The organism is Mesorhizobium sp. Root157 (genome assembly GCF_001427385.1).
Classification (GTDB): domain Bacteria; phylum Pseudomonadota; class Alphaproteobacteria; order Rhizobiales; family Rhizobiaceae; genus Mesorhizobium.
On record NZ_LMGJ01000023.1, the window covers coordinates 90577 to 109931 of the forward strand.

Below are 19355 nucleotides of genomic sequence, written 5' to 3' on the forward strand. Positions count from 1 at the left end.
CTTGAAGCGTGCCGTGTGCTGAAAAAAGCGATTCAGTTTCGCGCAAGGAAGTGCGTCTATCTTGTGGGCTAGCTTCGGCCGGAGGCCTGTCGTGTTAAGCACCTTTGTCAGCTATCAGCTGATTGCGCGAGATCTTCCCAGGGCGATCGATCAGATCGAGCGTCAGCCCGTGGTGGATCGCGAAACCAAGTACTATCTCGACAACATCACCAAGGTGAAATCGATCGACGAGTTCGTGAAAAACGACCGTCTGTTCAAATATGCCATGAAAGCCTTCGGCTTGAAGGACATGGACTACGCCAAGGCCTTCATGGTCAAGGCGCTGAAAGAGGGCGTCACCGACCCGGACAGCTTTGCCAACAAACTGACCGACAAGCGCTACGCCGAATTCGTCAGCGCCTTCAACTTCGCCAAGCTCGGCGATACCGCCACGATCTACAACAAGGCGCAGCAGGCCACTACCGGCAACTACGTGCTTCAAGTCCAGATAGGCCCGGCGCAGGCTGGGTTCAGCCACTACAATGCCGAAACGTCCTACTACCTCGCCAATATTTCGAACGTGAAGTCGGTCGATGACCTGATGGGTGATCAGCGACTGCTGACCTATGCCATGGCCGCTTTCGGGCTCGATGCTAAGACCGAGCCGCCTGAACGCGTGCGTCAAATGCTTGAAGGTGGCGCCGGTGACCCAAACAGCCCTGCCAACCAGTTTCCCAACAAGAAGTATGCCGCCTTCGTGTCGGCGTTCGATTTCGTCGCGCATGGCGACCAGGCAACCGCACGCGATGTGGTCCAGAAAGCCGTGCCGAAACAATATATGGCAGGTACCGGCCTGGCGCTGATCAAACCCAACGCCCAGTACATCGATGCGGAAGTCAAGTATTACGACGCCAACATCTCGAAAGTGAAGTCGATTGACGACCTGTTGGCGAACAAGCGGCTTTTAACTGTCGCCCTCGCCGCATACGGCCTCGACGCCGCTACAGAAAAACCTGCCCGCGTCAGGGAGATGCTGGCAGGCGGGATCAGCGATCCGAACAGTCCTGCAAACAAGCTGACGGATAAAAGCTACGCCGCCTTCGTCTCGGCATTCAATTTTGCCGAATATGGCGACCTCGCCACTTCACGCGTGGAGGCCAAGCAGCAAACGCCGAATTTCTATGCCGCCAAATCGGGGCTGGGGCTCATCCCGCCCACGATCGACTACGTGCGGGGTGAAACCGACTACTATCTCGCCAATATCGGCTCCATCCGCTCCATCGACGATCTGATGGCCAACGCCCGGCTCTACGATTATGCGCTTGCTTCCTACGGGCTCGATCCCTCGACCCAGGACAAGGCCGTGATCCGCAAAGTGCTTGAGAGCGGCGTCAGCGACCCGAAAAGCCTTGCCAACACCATGGAAGACAAGCGCTACGCGGCTTTCGCCACGGCCTTCGATTTCGCGGCCCACGGCGAGAATGCAACGACCTACAACCCGACCCAACAGCCCGTCATCGACAAATACATGCGCCAGTCGCTGGAGGAAGATGCCGGCCGCAGCAATGAAGGCGTGCGGCTGGCGCTCTATTTCCAGCGCAAGGCGCCGACGCTGACCAACTGGTATGAGGTGCTTGCCGACAAGGCCATGGCCAGTGTGGTGCGCACGGCCTTTGCCCTTCCGGATTCATTTGCGTCGGCAGACATCGACAAACAGGTGAAGTTGTTTGAATCCAAATTCGATATCGCGGACTTCGCCGATCCAGCCAAGCTGACCAAGTTCATCACCCGCTTCACAAGCCTTTACGAAATCTCCCATCCGACATCGAGCGCGCAGACTTCGATCGGCGTGCTTTTTGCGCAACCGACCACCATCGGCGTTTCCACCGATCTGCTGATGGCCATGCAAAAGCTGAGGTACTAAAGGCCGTGCAGGACAGCCTCTACGTCGCCCTTTCGTCACAGATTGCGCTCGAGCGGCGCCTAGCCACCATTGCCGACAATGTCGCCAATGCTTCGACCGTGGGCTTTCGGGCCACAGGCGTGAAGTTCGAGGACGTGGTTTCGGGAGCGGGAGCCAAGTCGGTGTCCTTCACCTCGTCGGGCGACACATTTCTGTCGCGCGCTAGCGGTGCGGTGCAACAGACCGGCAATCCGTTCGACTTCGCCGTGCAGGGGGATGCCTGGTTCGGTATCGAAACACCTGCCGGAACGGTGATGACCCGCGATGGCCGTTTCTCGATGAACGATCTGGGCGAATTGGTATCCGTGGAAGGCTATCCGGTTCTGGATGCCGGCGGTGCGCCAATCCAACTCGATCCTCGCGGTGGCCCACCCAAGGCTGGCGCCGACGGTTCGCTGCGCCAGGGTGAACAGCTTGCCGGCGCTATTGGCCTGTTCAGTTTCGACCCGGGTCCCAATTTCGTCCGCTACGGCAATTCCGGCGTGGTACCGCCCGCACCGCCGCAACCGGTGACCGACCGCCGCGATATCGGCGTCGCGCAAGGCTATCTGGAACAGTCCAACGTCAATCCGGTGTTGGAAATGACCCGATTGATCCAGGTCCAGCGCGCTTTCGAGAACATTTCGGCCATGATGCGCCAGACAAGCTCATCGGTCGACGAAGCGATCAAGACGCTCGGCTCGAAATAGCAGGCCCGTGAATGTCGCTTGAGCAAAACGTGATCAGGGTCTCGGATCAACTGCCGGGACCGACCCACGAAACCCCGCTGGTCATGCTCGATCGCATCTGGCAGCGCTTCAGCGACGCGCAGTCGATGCTGAAGCGCGGAGGACGAATCGTCGAGGTTTCCGCGACCCACTACAAGGTACGCGGCCTTTCCGAAACCGCCCGGCTGGGCGATCTCGTGGAACATCGTGGCAGGTCAGGCAACAGTCGTGGCGAGATCGTGCATATCGCACACGAGGAAGTGGTGGTTGCCCCGTTCGACCGCAACGCGGATGCCGGCATCGGCGATGCCGTTTTCCGGCGGGGTCCGCTGACGGTCGTTCCGCATCCATCCTGGCGGGGCAGGGCAATCGATGCGCTGGCGCGGCCGATCGACGGAGGACCTTTTCTCCCGCGCGGCAGCGACGATGCTGCGCGGCAGGACAAGACGCCGGGCGCGATGGCCCGGCAGCGTGTGGGCACCAGCTTTACCACCGGCGTCAAGGTCATCGACATCTTCACCCCGCTCTGCTTCGGCCAGCGCCTCGGCGTCTTTGCCGGATCGGGCGTCGGCAAGTCGACGCTGCTTGCCATGCTGGCCGGTGCCGCCGCGTTCGATACCGTCGTGGTTGCCCTTGTCGGCGAGCGCGGCCGTGAGGTCCGCGAATTCCTCGAAGACACCATCGGTGCGAGCATGGCCAAGACGGTTGCGGTCGTGTCAACCAGCGACGAGAGCGCGATGATGCGCCGCCGAGCCCCCGATACAGCCATGCGGGTCGCCGAGCATTTCCGGGATCAGGGCGACCGGGTCCTGCTCATCCTCGATTCCATAACCCGTTTCGCCCACGCCTTGCGCGAGGTTGCGACGGGAACTGGCGAGCCGCCGGTTGCGCGGGGTTATCCGGCTTCGGTGTTCACCGACCTACCGAAGCTTCTCGAGCGCGCCGGACCGGGGCTGGAAGGCGCGGGATCGATCACCGCCGTCATTTCCGTATTGGTCGATGGAGACGACCACAACGATCCCGTCGCGGATTCGGTGCGCGGTATCCTCGATGGCCATGTCGTGCTCGACCGCACCATTGCCGAGCAAGGGCGTTATCCGCCCGTCAATCCGCTTGCGTCCATCTCACGCCTTGCCGGCAAGGCCTGGAGTTCAGAACAGCGCGCGTTGGTGACGCAACTGAAAGCGATGATTTCGCGCTTCGAGGACACACGCGACATTCGCTTGCTGGGTGCCTACCAGGGCGGAGCCGACGCCGAACTCGACATGGCCGTGCGGCAGGTGCCGCTCATCTATCAGGCGTTGACACAATCGCCGGCAGACCGCGCGTCAGCCGATGCGTTCGCCGATCTCGCCCGCCACCTGAAGGCCAGCCAGAATGCAGAACCAGTCAACTGAGCGGCAGCGAACCGAGGCGATGCTGAACGGCCTCCTGGCCAAGGCGCGCACCGAGGAAGAAGCAGAAGCGACACGCAATTCTTTGCTGTCGGGGCTGTTCAGCAGAGCGCCGGCAAAGCAGGACAAGCGCTCGTCGTCAGGCAGTGTAGAGTGGCCTGTGCCGCGGCAGGCGCCGTTCCCGAAGATCGAAAAGGCGGACCGGCGTAGCGATTTTGTCGTGGCGGCTCTCGGTATCACGCTCAGTCTCATCTGCGCGCTGTTTCCCTGGTACATCTTCTTCAATCAGGAACAGTTCGGCGTGCAGGCGATCAAATTTGGCGGCAAGGGCAACAATGCCGGGCGCATCGTGGTGGAATCACGTCCCGGCACCGACGCAGCGCCGCTTGGGGTTCAGGAGATGTCCAGGAACCTGGACCTTTTCACGACTGGCAATGTTGCGGATGAAAAACAGAACGACGCCCTCGGTGTCCAGCCTTTCCCCGGCGATGCGGTCGCCTTCAGGCTGGTTCATATCGCCAATGGCAGGGCGATGATCGAGGACGACGCCGGCCTCTGGATTGTCCAGAATGGATCGAAACTGCCCGATTCCAGCCGCGTTGCGAAGATCGAGCAGCGCAGCGGCAAGTGGGTTCTGGTGACCAGCACCAACAAGGTCCTCGAGATAGTCAACTAGAAGGAAGCCAGGTCGGCTTCCCCGGATTTGCTGCAGTGCACGCGACGGCTCCTGCCGAGCGTGCCGCGCATTCGGCATGAGAACACCTTCGCCTTGAGGACCAGCGTCAACTGATGTCAGTTCGCACGCCGATGGGTAAGCCCTCGGCCCCCGGCGGTCAAAAAGAACTTGACAGCACCCTGATTTCAATTTGAACTGAACCAATCATTGATTGGTTCGAACCATTATAGGCGATCCAGCGTCATGCCGATGGATGAATCGCGCGGGAATTCCAACTACGCCCTGGAGAAGTTGCGGGAGCTTCTGCACTCGGGCGAGGTCGGCGTGGACGGCAAGTTACCGACCGAGCGGATGCTGTCGGAGCGGCTTGGCATCGGTCGACGCGCCATCCGGCGCGCATTGGAGGTGCTGGAGGCCGAAGGCCGTGTCTGGCGGCGGCAGGGGTCTGGCACCTATGCGGGCCTGCGGCCTGACGGCTGGAGCGAGCATCTCGGCTCGATCGTGGCCGGTACGGACTTCATGGAAATCATGGAGGTTCGCCTGCGCATCGAACCGCAGCTCGCACAACTGGCGGCGCTGCGGGCAAAGGCATCCGACATCGAGCGCATGTACGATCTCGTCGGAAAGACGCATCAGAGTACTGACGCCGATGGTCATGAGCTTTGGGATGGAGCCCTGCACCGTCTGGTTGCGCAATGCGCCGGCAATGCATTCTTCCTGGCACTGTTCGACGTGATCAACCGGGTTCGTCAGGACGCTGCGTGGCAAACGATCCGCGAACGTGCCCGCAATGCAACAAGGAGCAAGCCGCTCAGCCATCGCCAGCACATGGCGATTGTCAATGCCATTGCCGCGCGCGATCCGGCAAAGGCCGGAGAAGCCATGCGCAAGCATCTGCTTACGCTACAGGAAAGTCTTATTCGCATCACTTCGCTCGACCGCCAAGAAACGGAGACCGAACGGGAGCTTACCTAGGTAAGGAACTTCGACACGTCTGACGGGCCGGAGTGAAATTGGGAGGAGAATGAAATGAAAATATCCAAATTTCTGCCATTGCTGGTGGCAGGGGCGCTGTACGCGCTTCCTGCTTCCGCCGTTGAACTGAAAATCGGTCTGCAGGACGATGCGGACATGCTCGACCCGGCACAATCCCAGACTTTCGTCGGCCGCATCGTCTACACGGCGCTATGCGACAAACTCGTCGATCTCTCGCCGGATCTGCAGATCGTTCCGCAGCTTGCCACGGAATGGAGCTGGTCGGATGACGGCAAGGAATTGACGATGAAGCTGCGCGAGGGCGTCAAGTTCCATGATGGGACGCCCTTCAACGCCGATGCTGTGGTGTACGACATCACACGTTCGATGACCTTGCCGGAATCAAAGCGGAAAAGTGAGCTGAAATCCGTCGAAAAGGTCGAGGCGGCGGGAGAATACGAGGTCAAGTTCATCTTGAAGAGCCCGGACGTGACGCTTCTCGCGACGCTCTCCGACCGTGCCGGCATGATGATTTCACCGACGGCAGCCAAGGAAGCCGGCGTGGACTTCGGCAACAAGCCCGTCTGCTCTGGACCCTTCAAGTTCGTCGAGCGGGTCCAGCAGAGCCGCATCGTGCTGGAGAAGTTCCAGGACTACTGGAACAAGGACAACATCTTCATCGACAAACTCACCTATCTGCCGATCCCCGATACCACGGTGCGGCTCGCCAACCTGCGCGCCGGCGATCTCGACATGATCGAGCGACTGGCGGCGAGCGACGCGGCGGCGGTGAAGGCCGACCCCAACCTTACCTATCAGAGCGTCGTCAACCTCGGCTGGCTAGCCATCTATTTCAATGTCGGCGACAACGCCACCACCCCGATCGGCAAGGACAAGCGCCTGCGCCAGGCCTTCTCGCTGGCGATTGACCGTGAGGCCGCTAACCAGATCGTCTACGAGGGCACATCGGTGGCCGGAAACCAGCCGTTCAGTCCGCAAAACCCGTGGTACGACAAAGATATTCCCGTTCCGGCCCGCGATATCGAAAAGGCCAAGGCGCTCGTCAAGGAAGCCGGCTTCGACCGCGTGCCCGTCGAGTTGATCGTCACCAACAATCCCGTCTCGATGCAGATGATGCAGGTCGTCCAGTCGATGGTGGCGGACGCCGGTTTCGACGTTTCGCTGAAGGCCACCGAGTTCACCACGCTGCTCGACGAAATGGAGGCGGGCAACTATCAGGTCGGCCGCTCCGACTGGTCGGGCCGCGCCGACCCGGACGGCAATATCCATCAGTTCCTGACCTGCAAGGCAGCACTCAACCAGTCGAAGTACTGCAACCCGGAAGTCGACAAGCTTCTCAACGAAGCGCGCCAGGCGCCCGACAATGCCGTCCGCAAGCAAAAATACGATGCCGCGGCGGCAATCCTGCAGGACGACCTGCCGATGACCTATATCGGCCATCAGTCGTGGATCTGGGCACTGAACAAGAAGGTGACGGGTTTCGCTGCTTATCCTGACGGCATGATCCGCCTTGTCGGCGTCAAGAAGGCCGACTGAGCATGTGTAGAGGCCGGGCAGGGCTTGCCCTGTCCGGCACTTCTTTTGCACATCGCAGACGCAGGAAGCGCCCATGTATACCTACATAGCAAAGCGGCTCCTGGTCGCCATTCCGACGCTGCTGATCATTTCGATCTTCGTCTTCTCGCTGCAGAAGCTTCTGCCGGGCGATCCGGTGCTGGCCATGGCGGGCGAGGAGCGCGATCCCGAGGTGATCGAGTATCTGCGCGAGAAATACCGTCTTAACGATCCGGTGCCGCTTCAATACGTCCACTGGCTGGGGAATGCTGTTCAAGGGGATCTCGGCATATCGCTGCGCACCAATCTGCCGGTGCTGACGCTTGTGGGGCAAAAACTGCCCGTCACCATCCAGCTTGCCATCATGTCGATGATCTTCGCCTTCGCCATCGGCATCCCGATGGGCATACTGGCTGCCGTCAAGAAGAACACTGCTCTCGACTACATCGCCAACGTGGTTGCGCTGTCCGGGCTGTCGATCCCGAACTTCTGGCTCGGTATCATGCTGATCCTGCTGATCTCGGTGAATCTCGGCTGGCTGCCGGCCTCCGGTTACAGGCCCTTCTTCGAGGATCCGCTCAATTCCATCAAGACCATGCTGATGCCAGCCTTTGTTCTTGGCAATGCGCTTGCGGCCACGCTGATGCGCCACACGCGCTCGGCGATGTTGAGTGTGCTCAGCGCCGACTATATCCGTACCGCCCGCGCCAAGGGTCTTTCGGAGCGATCCGTCGTGCTCGAGCACAGCTTCCGCAACGCCGTGCTGCCGATCGTGACGCTCAGTGCGCTGCTGTTCGGCGAACTTCTCGCCGGGGCGGTGCTTACCGAGCAGATCTTCACCATTCCCGGTTTTGGCAAGCTGATCGTCGATGCCGTCTTCACCCGCGACTATGCCGTCGTGCAGGGGGTGGTTCTGTGCACGGCGTTCGGCTTCATCCTGATGAACCTTCTTGCGGATATCCTCTATGTCGTCCTCAACCCGCGCATGAGGGCCAGCCTATGAGCGCCCTCGAACAGGTCGAGGTTTCGGCACCCTCTGCGCAACGCTCGCAAAGCCGTGCCTGGCGCAAGCTCAAGGCCAACAAGGGTGCGTTGGTCGGACTTGTGATCATCGTCTTTTTCACTGTCCTTGCGGTCACCGCGCCGCTGCTTCCCATCGCCGATCCGAACGGGACAAACTGGTCGGCGATCCGCAAGGCGCCATCGGCGGCCTATTGGCTGGGTACCGACGATATCGGCCGCGATATCCTGGCGCGCATGATCTGGGGCGCGCAGGCCTCGCTGCTGGCTGGCGTGATTTCGGTCGCCATCGCCGTCGTCATCGGTGTGCCGTTCGGGCTGATCTCCGGGTATTTCGGCGGCTGGATCGACCAGGTCATATCGCGCATCACCGAAGCATTCCTCGCGATGCCGTTTCTCATCACCGCTATTGCGCTCGCCGCCTTTCTTGGCCCGAGTTTGATGAATGCGATGATCGCGATCGGCCTGTCGGCAATGCCCGTTTTCATCCGGTTGACCCGTGGCCAAGTACTCGCGGTCAAGACGGAAGACTATGTCGAAGGCGCGCGCTCGATCGGCCTCAGGCACTACAGCATCATCAAGCGCTACATATTGCCGAACGTTTTTGCACCGATCCTCGTGCAGGCAACGCTGACGATCGCTACGGCGATCATTGCCGAAGCCAGCCTCTCCTTTCTCGGGCTCGGCCAGCAGCCGCCGGCCCCAAGCTGGGGGTCGATGCTGAACGTCGCCAAGAATTATCTCTCGCAAGCGCCCTGGATGGCGATGTGGCCGGGCGCCGCAATCTTCCTCGTGGTTATCGGTTTCAATCTTCTGGGCGATGGCCTGCGCGATGCGCTCGATCCGCGCGAAGCATGATTTTCTGAAAGGACATTTCAAAATGAACGCATTCACGACCCGCCCCGAAATTCTGGGAACGTTCGGCGTCGTCACCTCCACGCACTGGATCGCCTCGGCGGTCGGCATGAGCATCCTCGAAAAGGGCGGCAATGCCTTCGACGCCGCCGTCGCGACTGGCTTCATGTTGCAGATCGTAGAGCCACACCTCGTCGGCCCGGGCGGTGATATGCCGGCGCTGGTCTATTCGAAAAAGAAAGGCAAGGTGGAAGTCATCTGCGCGCAGGGGCCGGCACCTGCCGGAGCCACCATCGGGCATTACACGTCGGAGGGATTGAAGATGATCCCTGGCGACGGCCTGCTCGCTACCGTCATCCCTGGATCCTTTGACGGCTGGATGCTGATGCTGCGCGACTATGGCAGCATGAGCGTGCGTGATGTACTGGAGCCGGCGATCTACTACGCCGAGCATGGGCACCCGGTGCTGCCGCGCGTGGCGGCGACCATTGAAGGGATGGTCGATTTCTTTCAAAAGGAGTGGCCGACGTCCTACCGGACGTGGGTGCCAGCCGGCGCGGCGCCAAGCCCGCACTCGAACGTAAAGAACCCGGACCTTGCCGCGACGTGGAAGCGCATCATCGCCGAGGCAGAGGCAAAGAGAGGGCGCGAAGAGCAGGTCGACGCCGCCCGCGACGCCTTCTATCGAGGCTTCGTCGCCGAGGCCATCGGCGCCTATTTCGAGACGGCTGAAGTCATGGACGCCAGCGGCAGCCGCCACAAAGGGGTGCTGAGCGCCGACGACATGGGGGGGTGGTCGGCCACTGTCGAAGAACCGCTGACCTATGACTATCATGGCTGGACCGTTGCCAAGACGGGACCCTGGGGGCAAGGCCCGGTGTTGCTGCAAATGCTGTCGATCCTCAAGGGCTTCGACATCTCTTCACTGGACCCGGTCGGCGCCGATTTCGTCCACATAGTCACTGAGGCGATGAAACTCGCCTTCGCCGACCGCGATGTCTATTACGGTGATCCGAACTTCTCAGACGTGCCGATGGCCCATCTTTTATCGGATACCTATGCGGCCGGGCGCCGGAAACTCATTTCCTCGCAAGCCTCGTTCGACCTTCGCCCGGGCGTGGTCCCGGGTTTAGAGAGTCAACACGACCTGACGATGGCCATGCTGGGCGAAGATTCGGGCACGGGCGCGGTCTACGAGCCGACCATGGCGCATCTTTCCGAAAAGCGCGGCGACACCGTGCATATCGATGTCATCGATCGTGAAGGCAACATGGTCTCGGTGACGCCATCGGGCGGCTGGCTACAATCTTCGCCGACCGTGCCGGGGTTGGGCTTCTGCCTGAATACGCGCGGCCAGATGTTCTGGCTCAAGCCCGGCCTGCCCACCTCGCTGGTGCCTGGCAAGCGGCCGCGCACCACACTCACGCCGTCCATCGCCCTTTATCAAGGTCGCCCAACGCTGGCCTTTGGCACGCCGGGCGGCGACCAGCAGGAGCAGTGGCAACTCTCGTTCTTCCTGCGCCATGTGCACCATGGGCTGAACCTGCAGGCTGCTATCGATCAGCCTCTATTCCATACCGCCCATTTCCCTGCATCCTTCTACCCGCGCACGCGCGATCCCGGCAGCCTGATTGCTGAAGCGAGTTTCGGCACCGATGTCCTCGACGCTCTGCGTGGCAGGGGTCATCGGCTGACCGTCGCCGACGAGTGGACGGTCGGGCGCCTGACCGCGGCGAAGCGCGACGCTGACGGGTTGCTGCGTGCAGCCGCGACGCCGCGCCTGATGCAGGCCTACGCAGTAGGGAGATAGCCATGACCTGGTCCATCGTCGCAAGAGATCCTGAGACTGGCCATCTCGGAGTTGCAGTCGCCAGCCGGTTCTTCGCTGTCGGCGGCGTGGTTCCGCATATTCGCGGTAACATCGGAGCGGTCGCGACACAGGCCTTCGTCAACCCTCTCAACGGTGTCGACGGGCTGGCGCTGCTTGGAGAGGGCAATGCTCCGCAGGATATCGTCGCCGAACTTGCCGGTCGTGATGCCGGGCGCGACCAGCGGCAGTTCCATCTTATTGACGCGCGCGGCCGCAACGCGGCATACACCGGCGCCAAATGCATCGACTGGGCCGGGCATCTCGTTGACGACAACGTTTCAGTCGCCGGCAACATGCTGGCCGGACCGCAGGTTCTCAAGAAAACCCTCGAAACCTACCGCAAGGCTGCAGCGAAGCCGTTTGCCGAACGCCTGCTTGAAGCCATGCAGGCGGGTGAAGATGCCGGCGGCGACAAACGCGGCAAACAGTCCGCCGCCCTCGTCATCTATCGCGACCAGGACTACCCATGGCTCAGCCTGCGCGCGGACGATCACGGTGACCCGCTGGCCGAATTGCGCCGTCTCTACGCTGTCGCGCAGGAACGCTACCTGCCTGTGGCCGAGACCATGGCCACCCGGCAAAATCCGAGCGGCATGATCGACCGGCGCGAGATCGACGAGAAGATCGCCGCGCTGGAGGCGCAACGCATTGCAGCCGGACGCAAGTCGGCCTCCCTCGCCACCCCAATGAAAACGTGAGCGGGGCGGATAGCATGGCACAGGAGCCAAAATCGGGCGCTGCGGCAAGCGGGAACCCAGCGGGCGCAGCGCCTTCGGGCGCGGCTGCGGCCGGCAACCCGCCAGTGCTTTCGGTTTCCGGCCTGACCACGTCCTTTCTCACCGATGGCGTCTGGAAGTCGGTTGTGCAGGACGTTTCCTTCCACGTTGCGCCCGGCGAGACTGTTGCCATTGTCGGTGAGAGCGGTTCCGGCAAGAGCGTCACCTCGCTGTCGATCATGCGCCTGCTTGCCAAGGGTTCGAGCCGCATCGATGGCCGGATCATTCTCAACGGCAAGGACGTGCTTTCGTTGCCGGAAAAGGAGATGCGCCAGGTGCGCGGCAACGATGCCGCCATGATCTTTCAGGAACCGATGACCAGCCTGAACCCGATCTTCACCATAGGGCGGCAGATTTCCGAAGCACTGACCTGCCACGGCGACATCAGCAAGGCCGACGCGCGGGCGCAAACCATCCGGTTGCTTGAAAAGGTCCGCATCCCGAACGCCGCGTCCCGTTTCGAAGATTATCCGCACCAGTTTTCGGGCGGCATGCGTCAGCGCGTGATGATCGCGATGGCCTTGGCGAGCCGCCCCAAGCTTCTCATCGCCGACGAGCCGACGACTGCGCTGGACGTGACCATCCAGGGGCAGATCCTCGACTTGATCAAACTGCTGCAGGAAGAGGAGGGCATGTCCGTCCTCTTCATCACCCATGACATGGGTGTCGTCGCTGAAATCGCCGACCGGACGATCGTCATGTATCAGGGCAGGGCGATCGAAACCGGCTCCACAGCCGACATTTTCCACAACGGGCAGCATCCTTATACCCGTGCGCTGCTTTCTGCCGTACCTCGCCTTGGGTCGATGACCGAACATAAATGGCCGCTGAGATTTCCCGTGGTCGATGTCGTGACCGGAGAGCGCAGCGAACCCATGGAGGTCGCCGACACAGTCGATCGAAAAGCGGCGCCGATCCTCAAGGTGGAAAACCTCACCACGCGCTTCGACATCCGTGGCGGGCTGTTCGGTCGCAAGGTCGGCGCGGTTCACGCGGTCGAGAACATCTCCTTCGATCTCTTCCAGGGTGAGACGCTTGCCCTGGTCGGAGAATCCGGTTGCGGCAAGTCGACCACCGGCCGTTCCGTCACACGTCTTGTCCAGCCGAATGCCGGTAAGGTGAATCTCGACGGCCGCGACGTCCTGCGCCTGGAAACGGAGGAACTTCGGGAGATGCGACGCAGCATCCAGATGATTTTCCAGGATCCTTTCGCAAGCCTGAACCCGCGCATGACGATTGGCGGGACGATTGCCGAGCCGATCATCGAGCATGGCCTTGGCACGCCGGCACAAGCGCGGGAAAAGGCGGCGGACCTGCTCGAACGCGTCGGCTTGAGCGCGGATATGATGACGCGCTATCCGCATGAATTTTCCGGTGGCCAGCGTCAGCGCATCTGTATCGCCAGGGCCTTGACGCTCGACCCGAAAGTCATCGTCGCCGACGAAAGCGTGTCGGCCCTCGACGTCTCGATCAAGGCTCAAGTGTGCAATCTGCTGATGGACCTGCAGCAGAGCCTGCGCCTAGCCTTTCTTTTCATCTCGCACGACATGGCAGTCGTGGAGCGCGTCAGTCATCGCGTCGCGGTCATGTATCTTGGCGAGATCGTCGAAATCGGCCCTCGTGAGCTGGTTTTCAGCAACCCGCAGCATCCCTATACCCGCAAGCTGATGGCCGCTGTTCCCGTTCCCGATCCGTCGCGGCGCGGCATCAAGCGCAACCTCGGCGTGGATGAACTTATGAGCCCCGTCAGGCCGGTCGGCTATGTTCCGCCTTTGCGACGCTACCGAGAGATTGCAGCCGGCCACATGGTGCGCATTGAGGAAGCCGCGTGACCTGGGTGGACGTCACCTTTGGGTCATTGGCAGTAGACAAAGCGGCCGCGGATAAATCCAAAAACAACACCCAGCACCACGAGAATGCGGCAACTGCCCGACGCTCCCAAACATAACCGACTTAAATTGTACGATCATTGTGGTAGCGGAGGAGGGATTTGAACCCCCGACCCCAGGATTATGATTCCCGTGCTCTAACCAACTGAGCTACTCCGCCCCAATGCATAGGTGCAAAATCTGCGGCAATGCCACGTGATTTCGAACCTTCGCCGAGGTCGCGCGGATATAAGGTTGCCATGGTGACCGTGTCAAGCGCGCAAGCGCCGGGTTTCGCAGAAGTGGGCAACTGGATGAAACGTGTCCGCAGGGCAACACTTCGTCGGGGTTGAGTTCGTGAAGGCGCACCGCTATGTGTCAGCCACGAAATTCTTGAGTCCACAATTGATGAAACCGCGTATTGCCGTCCTTGGATGCGGATACTGGGGCAGTAACCATATCCGCACCCTCAAGGCCCTTGGCGCGCTGCATGCAGTCTCCGATGCCAACGGCGCTCGCGCCGAAGGCTTTGCCAGCGAGCAGGAATGCCTGGCCATCGAACCGGAGGCGCTGCTGAAGCGCGACGATGTCGATGCCATCGTCATGGCGCTGCCGCCGCAGTTTCACGCCGAGACGGCCATCCGCGCCGTCCAGGCCGGCAAGGACGTTCTGGTCGAGAAGCCGGTAGCCCTGACTGTTGCCGATGCCGAGCGTTCCGTGCAAGCGGCAAAAGACAACAAACGCATTTTCATGGTCGGCCATGTGCTGCGTTTTCACCCTGCCTTCGAAAAGCTGAAGACGCTTGTCGACGAAGGCGAACTGGGCGAGGTGCGCTATATCCATTCTCATCGTCTCGGTCTCGGCAAGTTCCATACCGAGAACGATGCGCTTTGGGACCTGGCCCCGCACGACCTGTCGATGATCCTGGCCATCACCGGCGCTGAACCGGTGGAGGTCCACGGCGAAGGCGCTGCAACGCTCGATCACCTCAGCGACTTTGCCCATCTGCACATGCGCTTTCCGGGAAATCTGCGCGGCCACCTGTTCGCTTCGCGCCTCAATCCCTATCGGGAGCGGCGACTGACGGTGGTGGGAACCAAGGCAATGGCGGTGTTCGACGATGTCGAGCCGTGGGAACGCAAGCTAGCCGTTTACCACCACGCGGTTTGGCAAGACAGCGGCCACTGGGCTTTCACTGCCGACGAACCGTCCTATGTGCCGGTCGGGCAGGGCATGCCGCTGACGCGTGAACTGGAGCATTTCATTCAGTGCATCGAGACGCGCGCCGAACCGCGCACGGACGGCGAGGAGGCGATCAGGGTGCTGCGCGTCCTGACCGCCGGCACCGTCACACATGGCCTAAAAGTAGTTTAACCTGCGGTGATCGGCGCGGTGCGTGCGCCGAGACGCGACAGCATGGCCTCGGCTTCGGCGCCGCGCTCCGAGCGGCCGATGAAGCCGCCGCCGAACACGCGCGCTTCGTTGCCTTCGTCGGAATAGAGCACGCAGGCTTGGCCAGGCGCCACGCCGGATTCGCCGTCGACCAGTTCGACGAAGGTCGCGCCGTCCTTGTGGTGGAGCACAGCGGGGCGGGGTGGGCGCGTCGAGCGCACCTTGGCAAACAATTCCAGGCCTTCCGGCGGAATGTCGGCGAGGTTGCCGTCGCCCAGCCAGTTCATGTTGCGAAGGTAGATCTTGTGCGTTTCGAGCGCTTCGCGCGGCCCGACGATGACGCGCGCGCGCTCCGCATCGAGATAGACGACATAGAGCGGCTCGCCGGAGGCGATGCCGATGCCGCGGCGCTGGCCGATGGTGTAGCGCAATATGCCGTCGTGGCGGCCGAGAATGCGGCCGTCGATATGGACGATATCGCCGGGATTGGCCGCTGCCGGCTTCAGCTTGGCGATGATGTCCGAATACTTGCCCTGCGGCACGAAGCAGATGTCCTGGCTATCGTGCTTGGCAGCCACCGTGAGGCCCATCTCCTCGGCGATCGCGCGCACCGCCGGTTTCGGCAGGCCGCCCAGCGGAAAGCGCAGGTAGTCGATCTGCGCCTGCGTGGTGGCGAACAGGAAATAGCTCTGGTCGCGGTCCGCATCGACCGGGCGGTAGAGGGCCCGGTGCCCGTTACCATTGGCGCGGGAGCGGATATAGTGGCCGGTGGCGAGCGCATCGGCGCCAAGTTCCTGCGCCGTCGCCAACAGATCGGCGAACTTCACTGTCTGATTGCACGACACGCAAGGGATCGGGGTCTCGCCGTGAACGTAACTTTCCGCAAAGGGATCGATCACCGCCTTGCGGAAACGCTCCTCGTAGTCGAGCACGTAATGGGGAATTCCCAGCGTTTCGGAAACGCGGCGGGCATCGTCGATATCCTGGCCGGCGCAACAGGAGCCGGCGCGATGGGTGGCCGCACCGTGGTCGTAAAGCTGCAGGGTCACGCCGACGACGTCATAGCCTTCCCGTTTGAGCAGCCCGGCCACGACTGAGGAATCGACGCCACCCGACATGGCGACGACGACGCGCGTATCCTGCGGGCGTCCGGGGAGGTCCAGGCTGTTCATGTCGTTCATTCCAAATCCATCCCGCCCCCGATGTCCGGGCCGGGCCAATGCTGACAATATAGGTCAAGCTTTCGAGCAGCGCCAGATTGGGTTTCAGCATGCAAATGAGGCTGGAAACCGGCTCTGCGGCATTTGAAACAAATGCCGGCGCAAAGCCTAACGCGACGTTCATGAACCTTACCTATCCATTAGGGACCGCTTAGGCAATTTTTAAAGCTGTGGCGGTAGTGTGGCGGGGATTGGTTCTTTTGTGTTTTTTGTAGAGAGTATGATGACCGATCTAGTAAGACCGCGAGTCAAGTATGTTATCGGGCCGGACGGCAGCCCGCTTACAATTGCCGATTTGCCGCCGACGAACACGCGTCGCTGGGTTATCCGGCGTAAGGCGGAAGTGGTTGCAGCCGTTCGCGGCGGGCTTCTCAGCCTTGATGAGGCGTGCCAGCGTTACAAGCTGACCACCGAGGAATTCCTTTCGTGGCAAGCTTCGATCGATGAGTACGGGCTTGCCGGACTGCGCACCACGCGCATCCAGCAATACCGCCACTAGGGCCGATGTCCTGCGGGGCGCTGCCTTGCGGCAGTGTCCATCCCGCTCGGTGGCGTGCGCGTTTCATCATCGCCACGCCCGGCTGTTGTCGTCTGGGTGTCTTTGCCCCGCCGGTTCCCTTCGTGCCGCTTGGGGAGCGATGAGGGACACATAGCGTTTTCCTTTCGTCATCCTCGGGCAAGCATGAGCGCAGCGAAAGGCGCGACCCGAGGATCCATGCCGTAATGGCCGGGAGTTGTACTGCGGAACAGAACGAGGGATGTTCTACACCGTACCACGCTGCCGCTCCGTCACGGCATGGATCCCAGGGTCTGCGCGACGGCCTTCGGCCTGCTTCGCCCTAGGATGACGAAGTTATGTCTATTCATCGCCACGCCCGGCTTCGCCGTCTGGCTATTGTCAAAGAACTGACCTCTGCTTGTAGCGCGAAAGGTCGGGAAGACGGGCGACCGATCGGACGCTCGTTTAGTAAGTAGTGCGACCTCGCGGCCGCCCGTCCGGTGGCTTCCCTCAACCGGCACACCGGCCATGCGGTTGCCCACCGGCACACGGTGCCCGGTTCGAGGGCCGAACTTGGGGGCTCATCACCCAGTCGCACACCGTCATGCGACCAGCCCGGCACCGACGCTTCCCCTCGATACCCGGTGCGCACCGAGTTTCCCGCAGAAGCGATGGGCAGATTATCGGCGCGGTGGTCAGGGTGTGGACAGGCGCTGTGCGAGATTCTGCGAGAGATGAGCAGGATCAACGGGTTGACGGGAGAGATGGGCGGCGGGCGGATGGATCGATCCACGCTTTGCTTCCAACGCCGCCTGTCGACGTTGTGCTGGTTGGCTCGCCCCAGGTTTCCTTGGTCCAGTCGATAAGAGGAGAGTGGCGGAACTCAATGTCGACAGTTCCTGCTGTTGTTCGATGCCTGCCGTTCGACCCGACGCCATCGAGGAGAGCTTCGTGCGTATTCTGATTTTTCAGCATCTTGCCGTCGAGCATGCCGGTTGCTTTGGTGATTTCTGGCGCCAGGACGGTCATGAAATGAAGGTCGTTGAACTCGACGAAGGCGAATCCATCCCGAATCTCGATGATTTCGACCTGCTTGCCGTCATGGGTGGCCCGATGGACACCTGGCAAGAGGATGTCCATCCCTGGCTGGTTGCCGAAAAAGCCGCGATCCGGCGCTGGGTCAAGGATATGGGACGGCCATATCTCGGCATTTGCCTTGGACATCAGCTTCTTGCCGACGCGCTCGGCGGCAAGGTCTCATTGATGGCGCGGCCGGAAGTTGGCTTGGCCAGGGTGAAACTTACAAGATCCGGTCGGGACGACAGGCTTTTCCTTGGCGTGAACAATGTCGTCGAGACCCTGCAGTGGCATGGCGCTGAGGTTTCCGAGTTGCCGGAGCATGGCGAAATCCTTGCCGCCAATGCTGCCTGCCCGGTACAGGCCATGAAATGGGGCCGCCACGCCTATGGATTTCAATATCATATGGAAATCACGGACCGTACCGTGGGCGACTGGAAGCTTATTCCCGAATACCGCGCCAGTCTCGAAAAGGCCCTGGGGATTGAGCGGGCGGAAGGTTTGGCTGCGGAAGTCGCGCCGCGCCTAGGCGCTCTCAAAAGCGCGGCACGCCAGATCAACGACAATTTTTGGGCTTTGGTGCGGAGCCCGACGACCTGACCAATGTAGCCCGCCTACGAAGATGGCGGCCAAGGACGTCGCGATCTTTCAGAGTCGCTGGCGCGCTTCGTTATCCCGAAACCGGTTCTCCTTTTCGGGCGACATGCATTAGCCAATCATGACATTGCGGATACCGACCTCGGTGTCCCTGGTCTTGGTGTCGCGCATTTCCAGCATTTCCGCCTTGGAAAGCTCCGCTTCAGCTTCGCTGAGTAATGATTCGGCAGCGCTTCGCTGTTGAGCGAGGTCAGACTGGGAATCCCGGAGATTGTCGCGGCGCAGACGAGCCGCCTTGGCGAATGTCGGATAGGCGAAATGATTGATATCGGTGATCCCGGCCTTCTTTTCCTCGGCGGTGATCTGCAACTCCAGTTCACCGGCCATGCGCTCGAATTCCGCGATCATCATGTCGAGTTGCATCAGCTGCCGCCGCTTTTCGTTCACCTGAAACTGCTTCAGACGAACGAGGTTCTCACGTGACTTCATGACTCGATACTCCCGCAATCACTCATACGCACATACAGACCCGTCGACCTTGCGAGGCTCAACCGCACCCGTATCCCCCGGATTTCCCGAACCTATGGGAAACAAAGTCCTAAAGTTTTTTTCGCCCGGTAACCATTCGTTTACGGGCATTGTTAATCATACGGCTCAGGACTTAAGGCCGGGTAAAAATTCCAGCGGTGAAACCGTCCCCGGAGAATGAGTCGATTGAGTCGGTTACGTCAGTTTCCTGATGTGCCGGGTGAAGAGCTTCACTTCATGATTCACCTTTGGATTCAATAGAGTGTGGAAATAGGTTAAAAAATCTGATATCGGTTTCGATAGAAAATTAGGATTTGTTAACCATTCGATGGCAGTTTTCGGTTCAGGCAATCGCTGCTCCGGGCCAGGACGGGTCGCAAAGCG

The 19355-nt window shown here is 60.9% G+C and carries 17 protein-coding genes and 1 tRNA gene; 14 read left to right on the forward strand and 4 right to left on the reverse strand.

From position 1 onward, the window contains the following. Positions 1–91: 91 nt before the first annotated feature. The 11 genes from ASD64_RS12695 (at position 92) to ASD64_RS12745 (ending at position 13622) form a co-directional block, all read left to right on the forward strand. Positions 92–1903 carry a DUF1217 domain-containing protein gene (locus ASD64_RS12695; RefSeq protein ID WP_056105569.1) on the forward strand — a complete coding sequence of 604 codons (1812 nt, stop codon included), beginning with the start codon at positions 92–94 and terminating at the stop codon, positions 1901–1903. 5 nt (positions 1904–1908) lie between these two features. Further along, positions 1909–2631 (forward strand): flagellar basal-body rod protein FlgF, encoded by a 723-nt coding sequence (flgF, locus tag ASD64_RS12700; RefSeq protein WP_056105570.1) that lies wholly within the window; start codon positions 1909–1911, stop codon positions 2629–2631. Positions 2632–2642: 11 nt separating this feature from the next. Beyond that, on the forward strand, positions 2643–4046 hold the full coding sequence (gene fliI, locus ASD64_RS12705; RefSeq protein ID WP_056105571.1) for a flagellar protein export ATPase FliI: 1404 nt from the start codon (positions 2643–2645) through the stop codon (positions 4044–4046). After that, positions 4027–4719: a hypothetical protein gene (locus ASD64_RS12710; protein ID WP_056105572.1), complete on the forward strand. Its 693-nt coding sequence runs from the start codon at positions 4027–4029 to the stop codon at positions 4717–4719. The genes fliI and ASD64_RS12710 overlap by 20 nt, the downstream gene beginning before the upstream one ends. A 243-nt stretch (positions 4720–4962) precedes the next feature. After that, on the forward strand, positions 4963–5694 hold the full coding sequence (locus tag ASD64_RS12715) for a FadR/GntR family transcriptional regulator (protein ID WP_056105573.1): 732 nt from the start codon (positions 4963–4965) through the stop codon (positions 5692–5694). 54 nt (positions 5695–5748) lie between these two features. Continuing rightward, positions 5749–7251, forward strand: coding sequence for an ABC transporter substrate-binding protein (locus ASD64_RS12720; RefSeq protein WP_056105574.1), 1503 nt, complete (start codon positions 5749–5751; stop codon positions 7249–7251). 73 nt (positions 7252–7324) lie between these two features. Continuing rightward, positions 7325–8272 carry an ABC transporter permease gene (locus ASD64_RS12725; protein ID WP_056105575.1) on the forward strand — a complete coding sequence of 316 codons (948 nt, stop codon included), beginning with the start codon at positions 7325–7327 and terminating at the stop codon, positions 8270–8272. After that, the gene (locus tag ASD64_RS12730) at positions 8269–9147 is read left to right on the forward strand and encodes an ABC transporter permease (protein WP_056105576.1); all 879 of its coding nucleotides are present in this window, start codon (positions 8269–8271) and stop codon (positions 9145–9147) included. The genes ASD64_RS12725 and ASD64_RS12730 overlap by 4 nt, the downstream gene beginning before the upstream one ends. 22 nt (positions 9148–9169) lie before the next feature. Next, a complete protein-coding gene (locus ASD64_RS12735) occupies positions 9170–10954 on the forward strand; it encodes a gamma-glutamyltransferase family protein (protein WP_056105944.1) in 1785 nt (594 codons plus the stop codon). Positions 10955–10956: 2 nt separating this feature from the next. Beyond that, complete coding sequence (locus ASD64_RS12740) at positions 10957–11712, forward strand: DUF1028 domain-containing protein (protein ID WP_056105577.1); 756 nt, start codon at positions 10957–10959, stop codon at positions 11710–11712. A gap of 14 nt (positions 11713–11726) precedes the next feature. Next, a complete protein-coding gene (locus tag ASD64_RS12745; protein ID WP_056105578.1) occupies positions 11727–13622 on the forward strand; it encodes an ABC transporter ATP-binding protein in 1896 nt (631 codons plus the stop codon). A gap of 140 nt (positions 13623–13762) precedes the next feature. Here the strand turns inward: ASD64_RS12745 and ASD64_RS12750 are convergent. Continuing rightward, positions 13763–13839 (reverse strand) — tRNA-Met (locus ASD64_RS12750). 227 nt (positions 13840–14066) lie between these two features. Between ASD64_RS12750 and ASD64_RS12755 the strand changes: the two genes are divergently transcribed. Next, positions 14067–15032 (forward strand): Gfo/Idh/MocA family protein, encoded by a 966-nt coding sequence (locus ASD64_RS12755; RefSeq protein WP_056105579.1) that lies wholly within the window; start codon positions 14067–14069, stop codon positions 15030–15032. On the opposite strand, the gene mnmA is transcribed toward ASD64_RS12755, so the two are convergent. Further along, positions 15029–16222 (reverse strand): tRNA 2-thiouridine(34) synthase MnmA, encoded by a 1194-nt coding sequence (mnmA, locus tag ASD64_RS12760; protein WP_056105947.1) that lies wholly within the window; start codon positions 16220–16222, stop codon positions 15029–15031. The two genes, ASD64_RS12755 and mnmA, sit on opposite strands and share 4 nt — an antisense overlap. Before the next feature lie 271 nt (positions 16223–16493). On the opposite strand from mnmA, the gene ASD64_RS12765 reads away from it, so the two are divergent. Then, positions 16494–16769, forward strand: a complete 276-nt coding sequence (locus ASD64_RS12765; protein WP_013529904.1) for a DUF1153 domain-containing protein — start codon at positions 16494–16496, stop codon at positions 16767–16769. A gap of 744 nt (positions 16770–17513) precedes the next feature. Here the strand turns inward: ASD64_RS12765 and ASD64_RS21275 are convergent. Then, a complete protein-coding gene (locus tag ASD64_RS21275; RefSeq protein ID WP_162249074.1) occupies positions 17514–17798 on the reverse strand; it encodes a hypothetical protein in 285 nt (94 codons plus the stop codon). Between ASD64_RS21275 and ASD64_RS12770 the strand changes: the two genes are divergently transcribed. Further along, positions 17721–18446 (forward strand): type 1 glutamine amidotransferase, encoded by a 726-nt coding sequence (locus ASD64_RS12770; protein WP_200957831.1) that lies wholly within the window; start codon positions 17721–17723, stop codon positions 18444–18446. The genes ASD64_RS21275 and ASD64_RS12770 overlap by 78 nt on opposite strands. 108 nt (positions 18447–18554) lie before the next feature. Here the strand turns inward: ASD64_RS12770 and ASD64_RS12775 are convergent, their stop codons facing one another. Next, a complete protein-coding gene (locus ASD64_RS12775) occupies positions 18555–18932 on the reverse strand; it encodes a hypothetical protein (protein ID WP_056105581.1) in 378 nt (125 codons plus the stop codon). Positions 18933–19355 lie beyond the last annotated feature (423 nt).

What these genes read in the sequence shown, in the direction of transcription:
- fliI (WP_056105571.1), top strand. Translation starts at nt 2,643, where the DNA reads ATGTCGCTTGAGCAAAACGTGATCAGGGTCTCGGATCAACTGCCGGGA.
- ASD64_RS12710 (WP_056105572.1), top strand. Translation starts at nt 4,027, where the DNA reads ATGCAGAACCAGTCAACTGAGCGGCAGCGAACCGAGGCGATGCTGAAC.
- ASD64_RS12715 (WP_056105573.1), top strand. Translation starts at nt 4,963, where the DNA reads ATGCCGATGGATGAATCGCGCGGGAATTCCAACTACGCCCTGGAGAAG.
- ASD64_RS12720 (WP_056105574.1), top strand. Translation starts at nt 5,749, where the DNA reads ATGAAAATATCCAAATTTCTGCCATTGCTGGTGGCAGGGGCGCTGTAC.
- ASD64_RS12725 (WP_056105575.1), top strand. Translation starts at nt 7,325, where the DNA reads ATGTATACCTACATAGCAAAGCGGCTCCTGGTCGCCATTCCGACGCTG.
- ASD64_RS12730 (WP_056105576.1), top strand. Translation starts at nt 8,269, where the DNA reads ATGAGCGCCCTCGAACAGGTCGAGGTTTCGGCACCCTCTGCGCAACGC.
- ASD64_RS12735 (WP_056105944.1), top strand. Translation starts at nt 9,170, where the DNA reads ATGAACGCATTCACGACCCGCCCCGAAATTCTGGGAACGTTCGGCGTC.
- ASD64_RS12740 (WP_056105577.1), top strand. Translation starts at nt 10,957, where the DNA reads ATGACCTGGTCCATCGTCGCAAGAGATCCTGAGACTGGCCATCTCGGA.
- ASD64_RS12745 (WP_056105578.1), top strand. Translation starts at nt 11,727, where the DNA reads ATGGCACAGGAGCCAAAATCGGGCGCTGCGGCAAGCGGGAACCCAGCG.
- ASD64_RS12755 (WP_056105579.1), top strand. Translation starts at nt 14,067, where the DNA reads ATGAAACCGCGTATTGCCGTCCTTGGATGCGGATACTGGGGCAGTAAC.
- mnmA (WP_056105947.1), bottom strand. Translation starts at nt 16,222, where the DNA reads ATGAACAGCCTGGACCTCCCCGGACGCCCGCAGGATACGCGCGTCGTC.
- ASD64_RS12765 (WP_013529904.1), top strand. Translation starts at nt 16,494, where the DNA reads ATGACCGATCTAGTAAGACCGCGAGTCAAGTATGTTATCGGGCCGGAC.
- ASD64_RS21275 (WP_162249074.1), bottom strand. Translation starts at nt 17,798, where the DNA reads ATGACCGTCCTGGCGCCAGAAATCACCAAAGCAACCGGCATGCTCGAC.
- ASD64_RS12775 (WP_056105581.1), bottom strand. Translation starts at nt 18,932, where the DNA reads ATGAAGTCACGTGAGAACCTCGTTCGTCTGAAGCAGTTTCAGGTGAAC.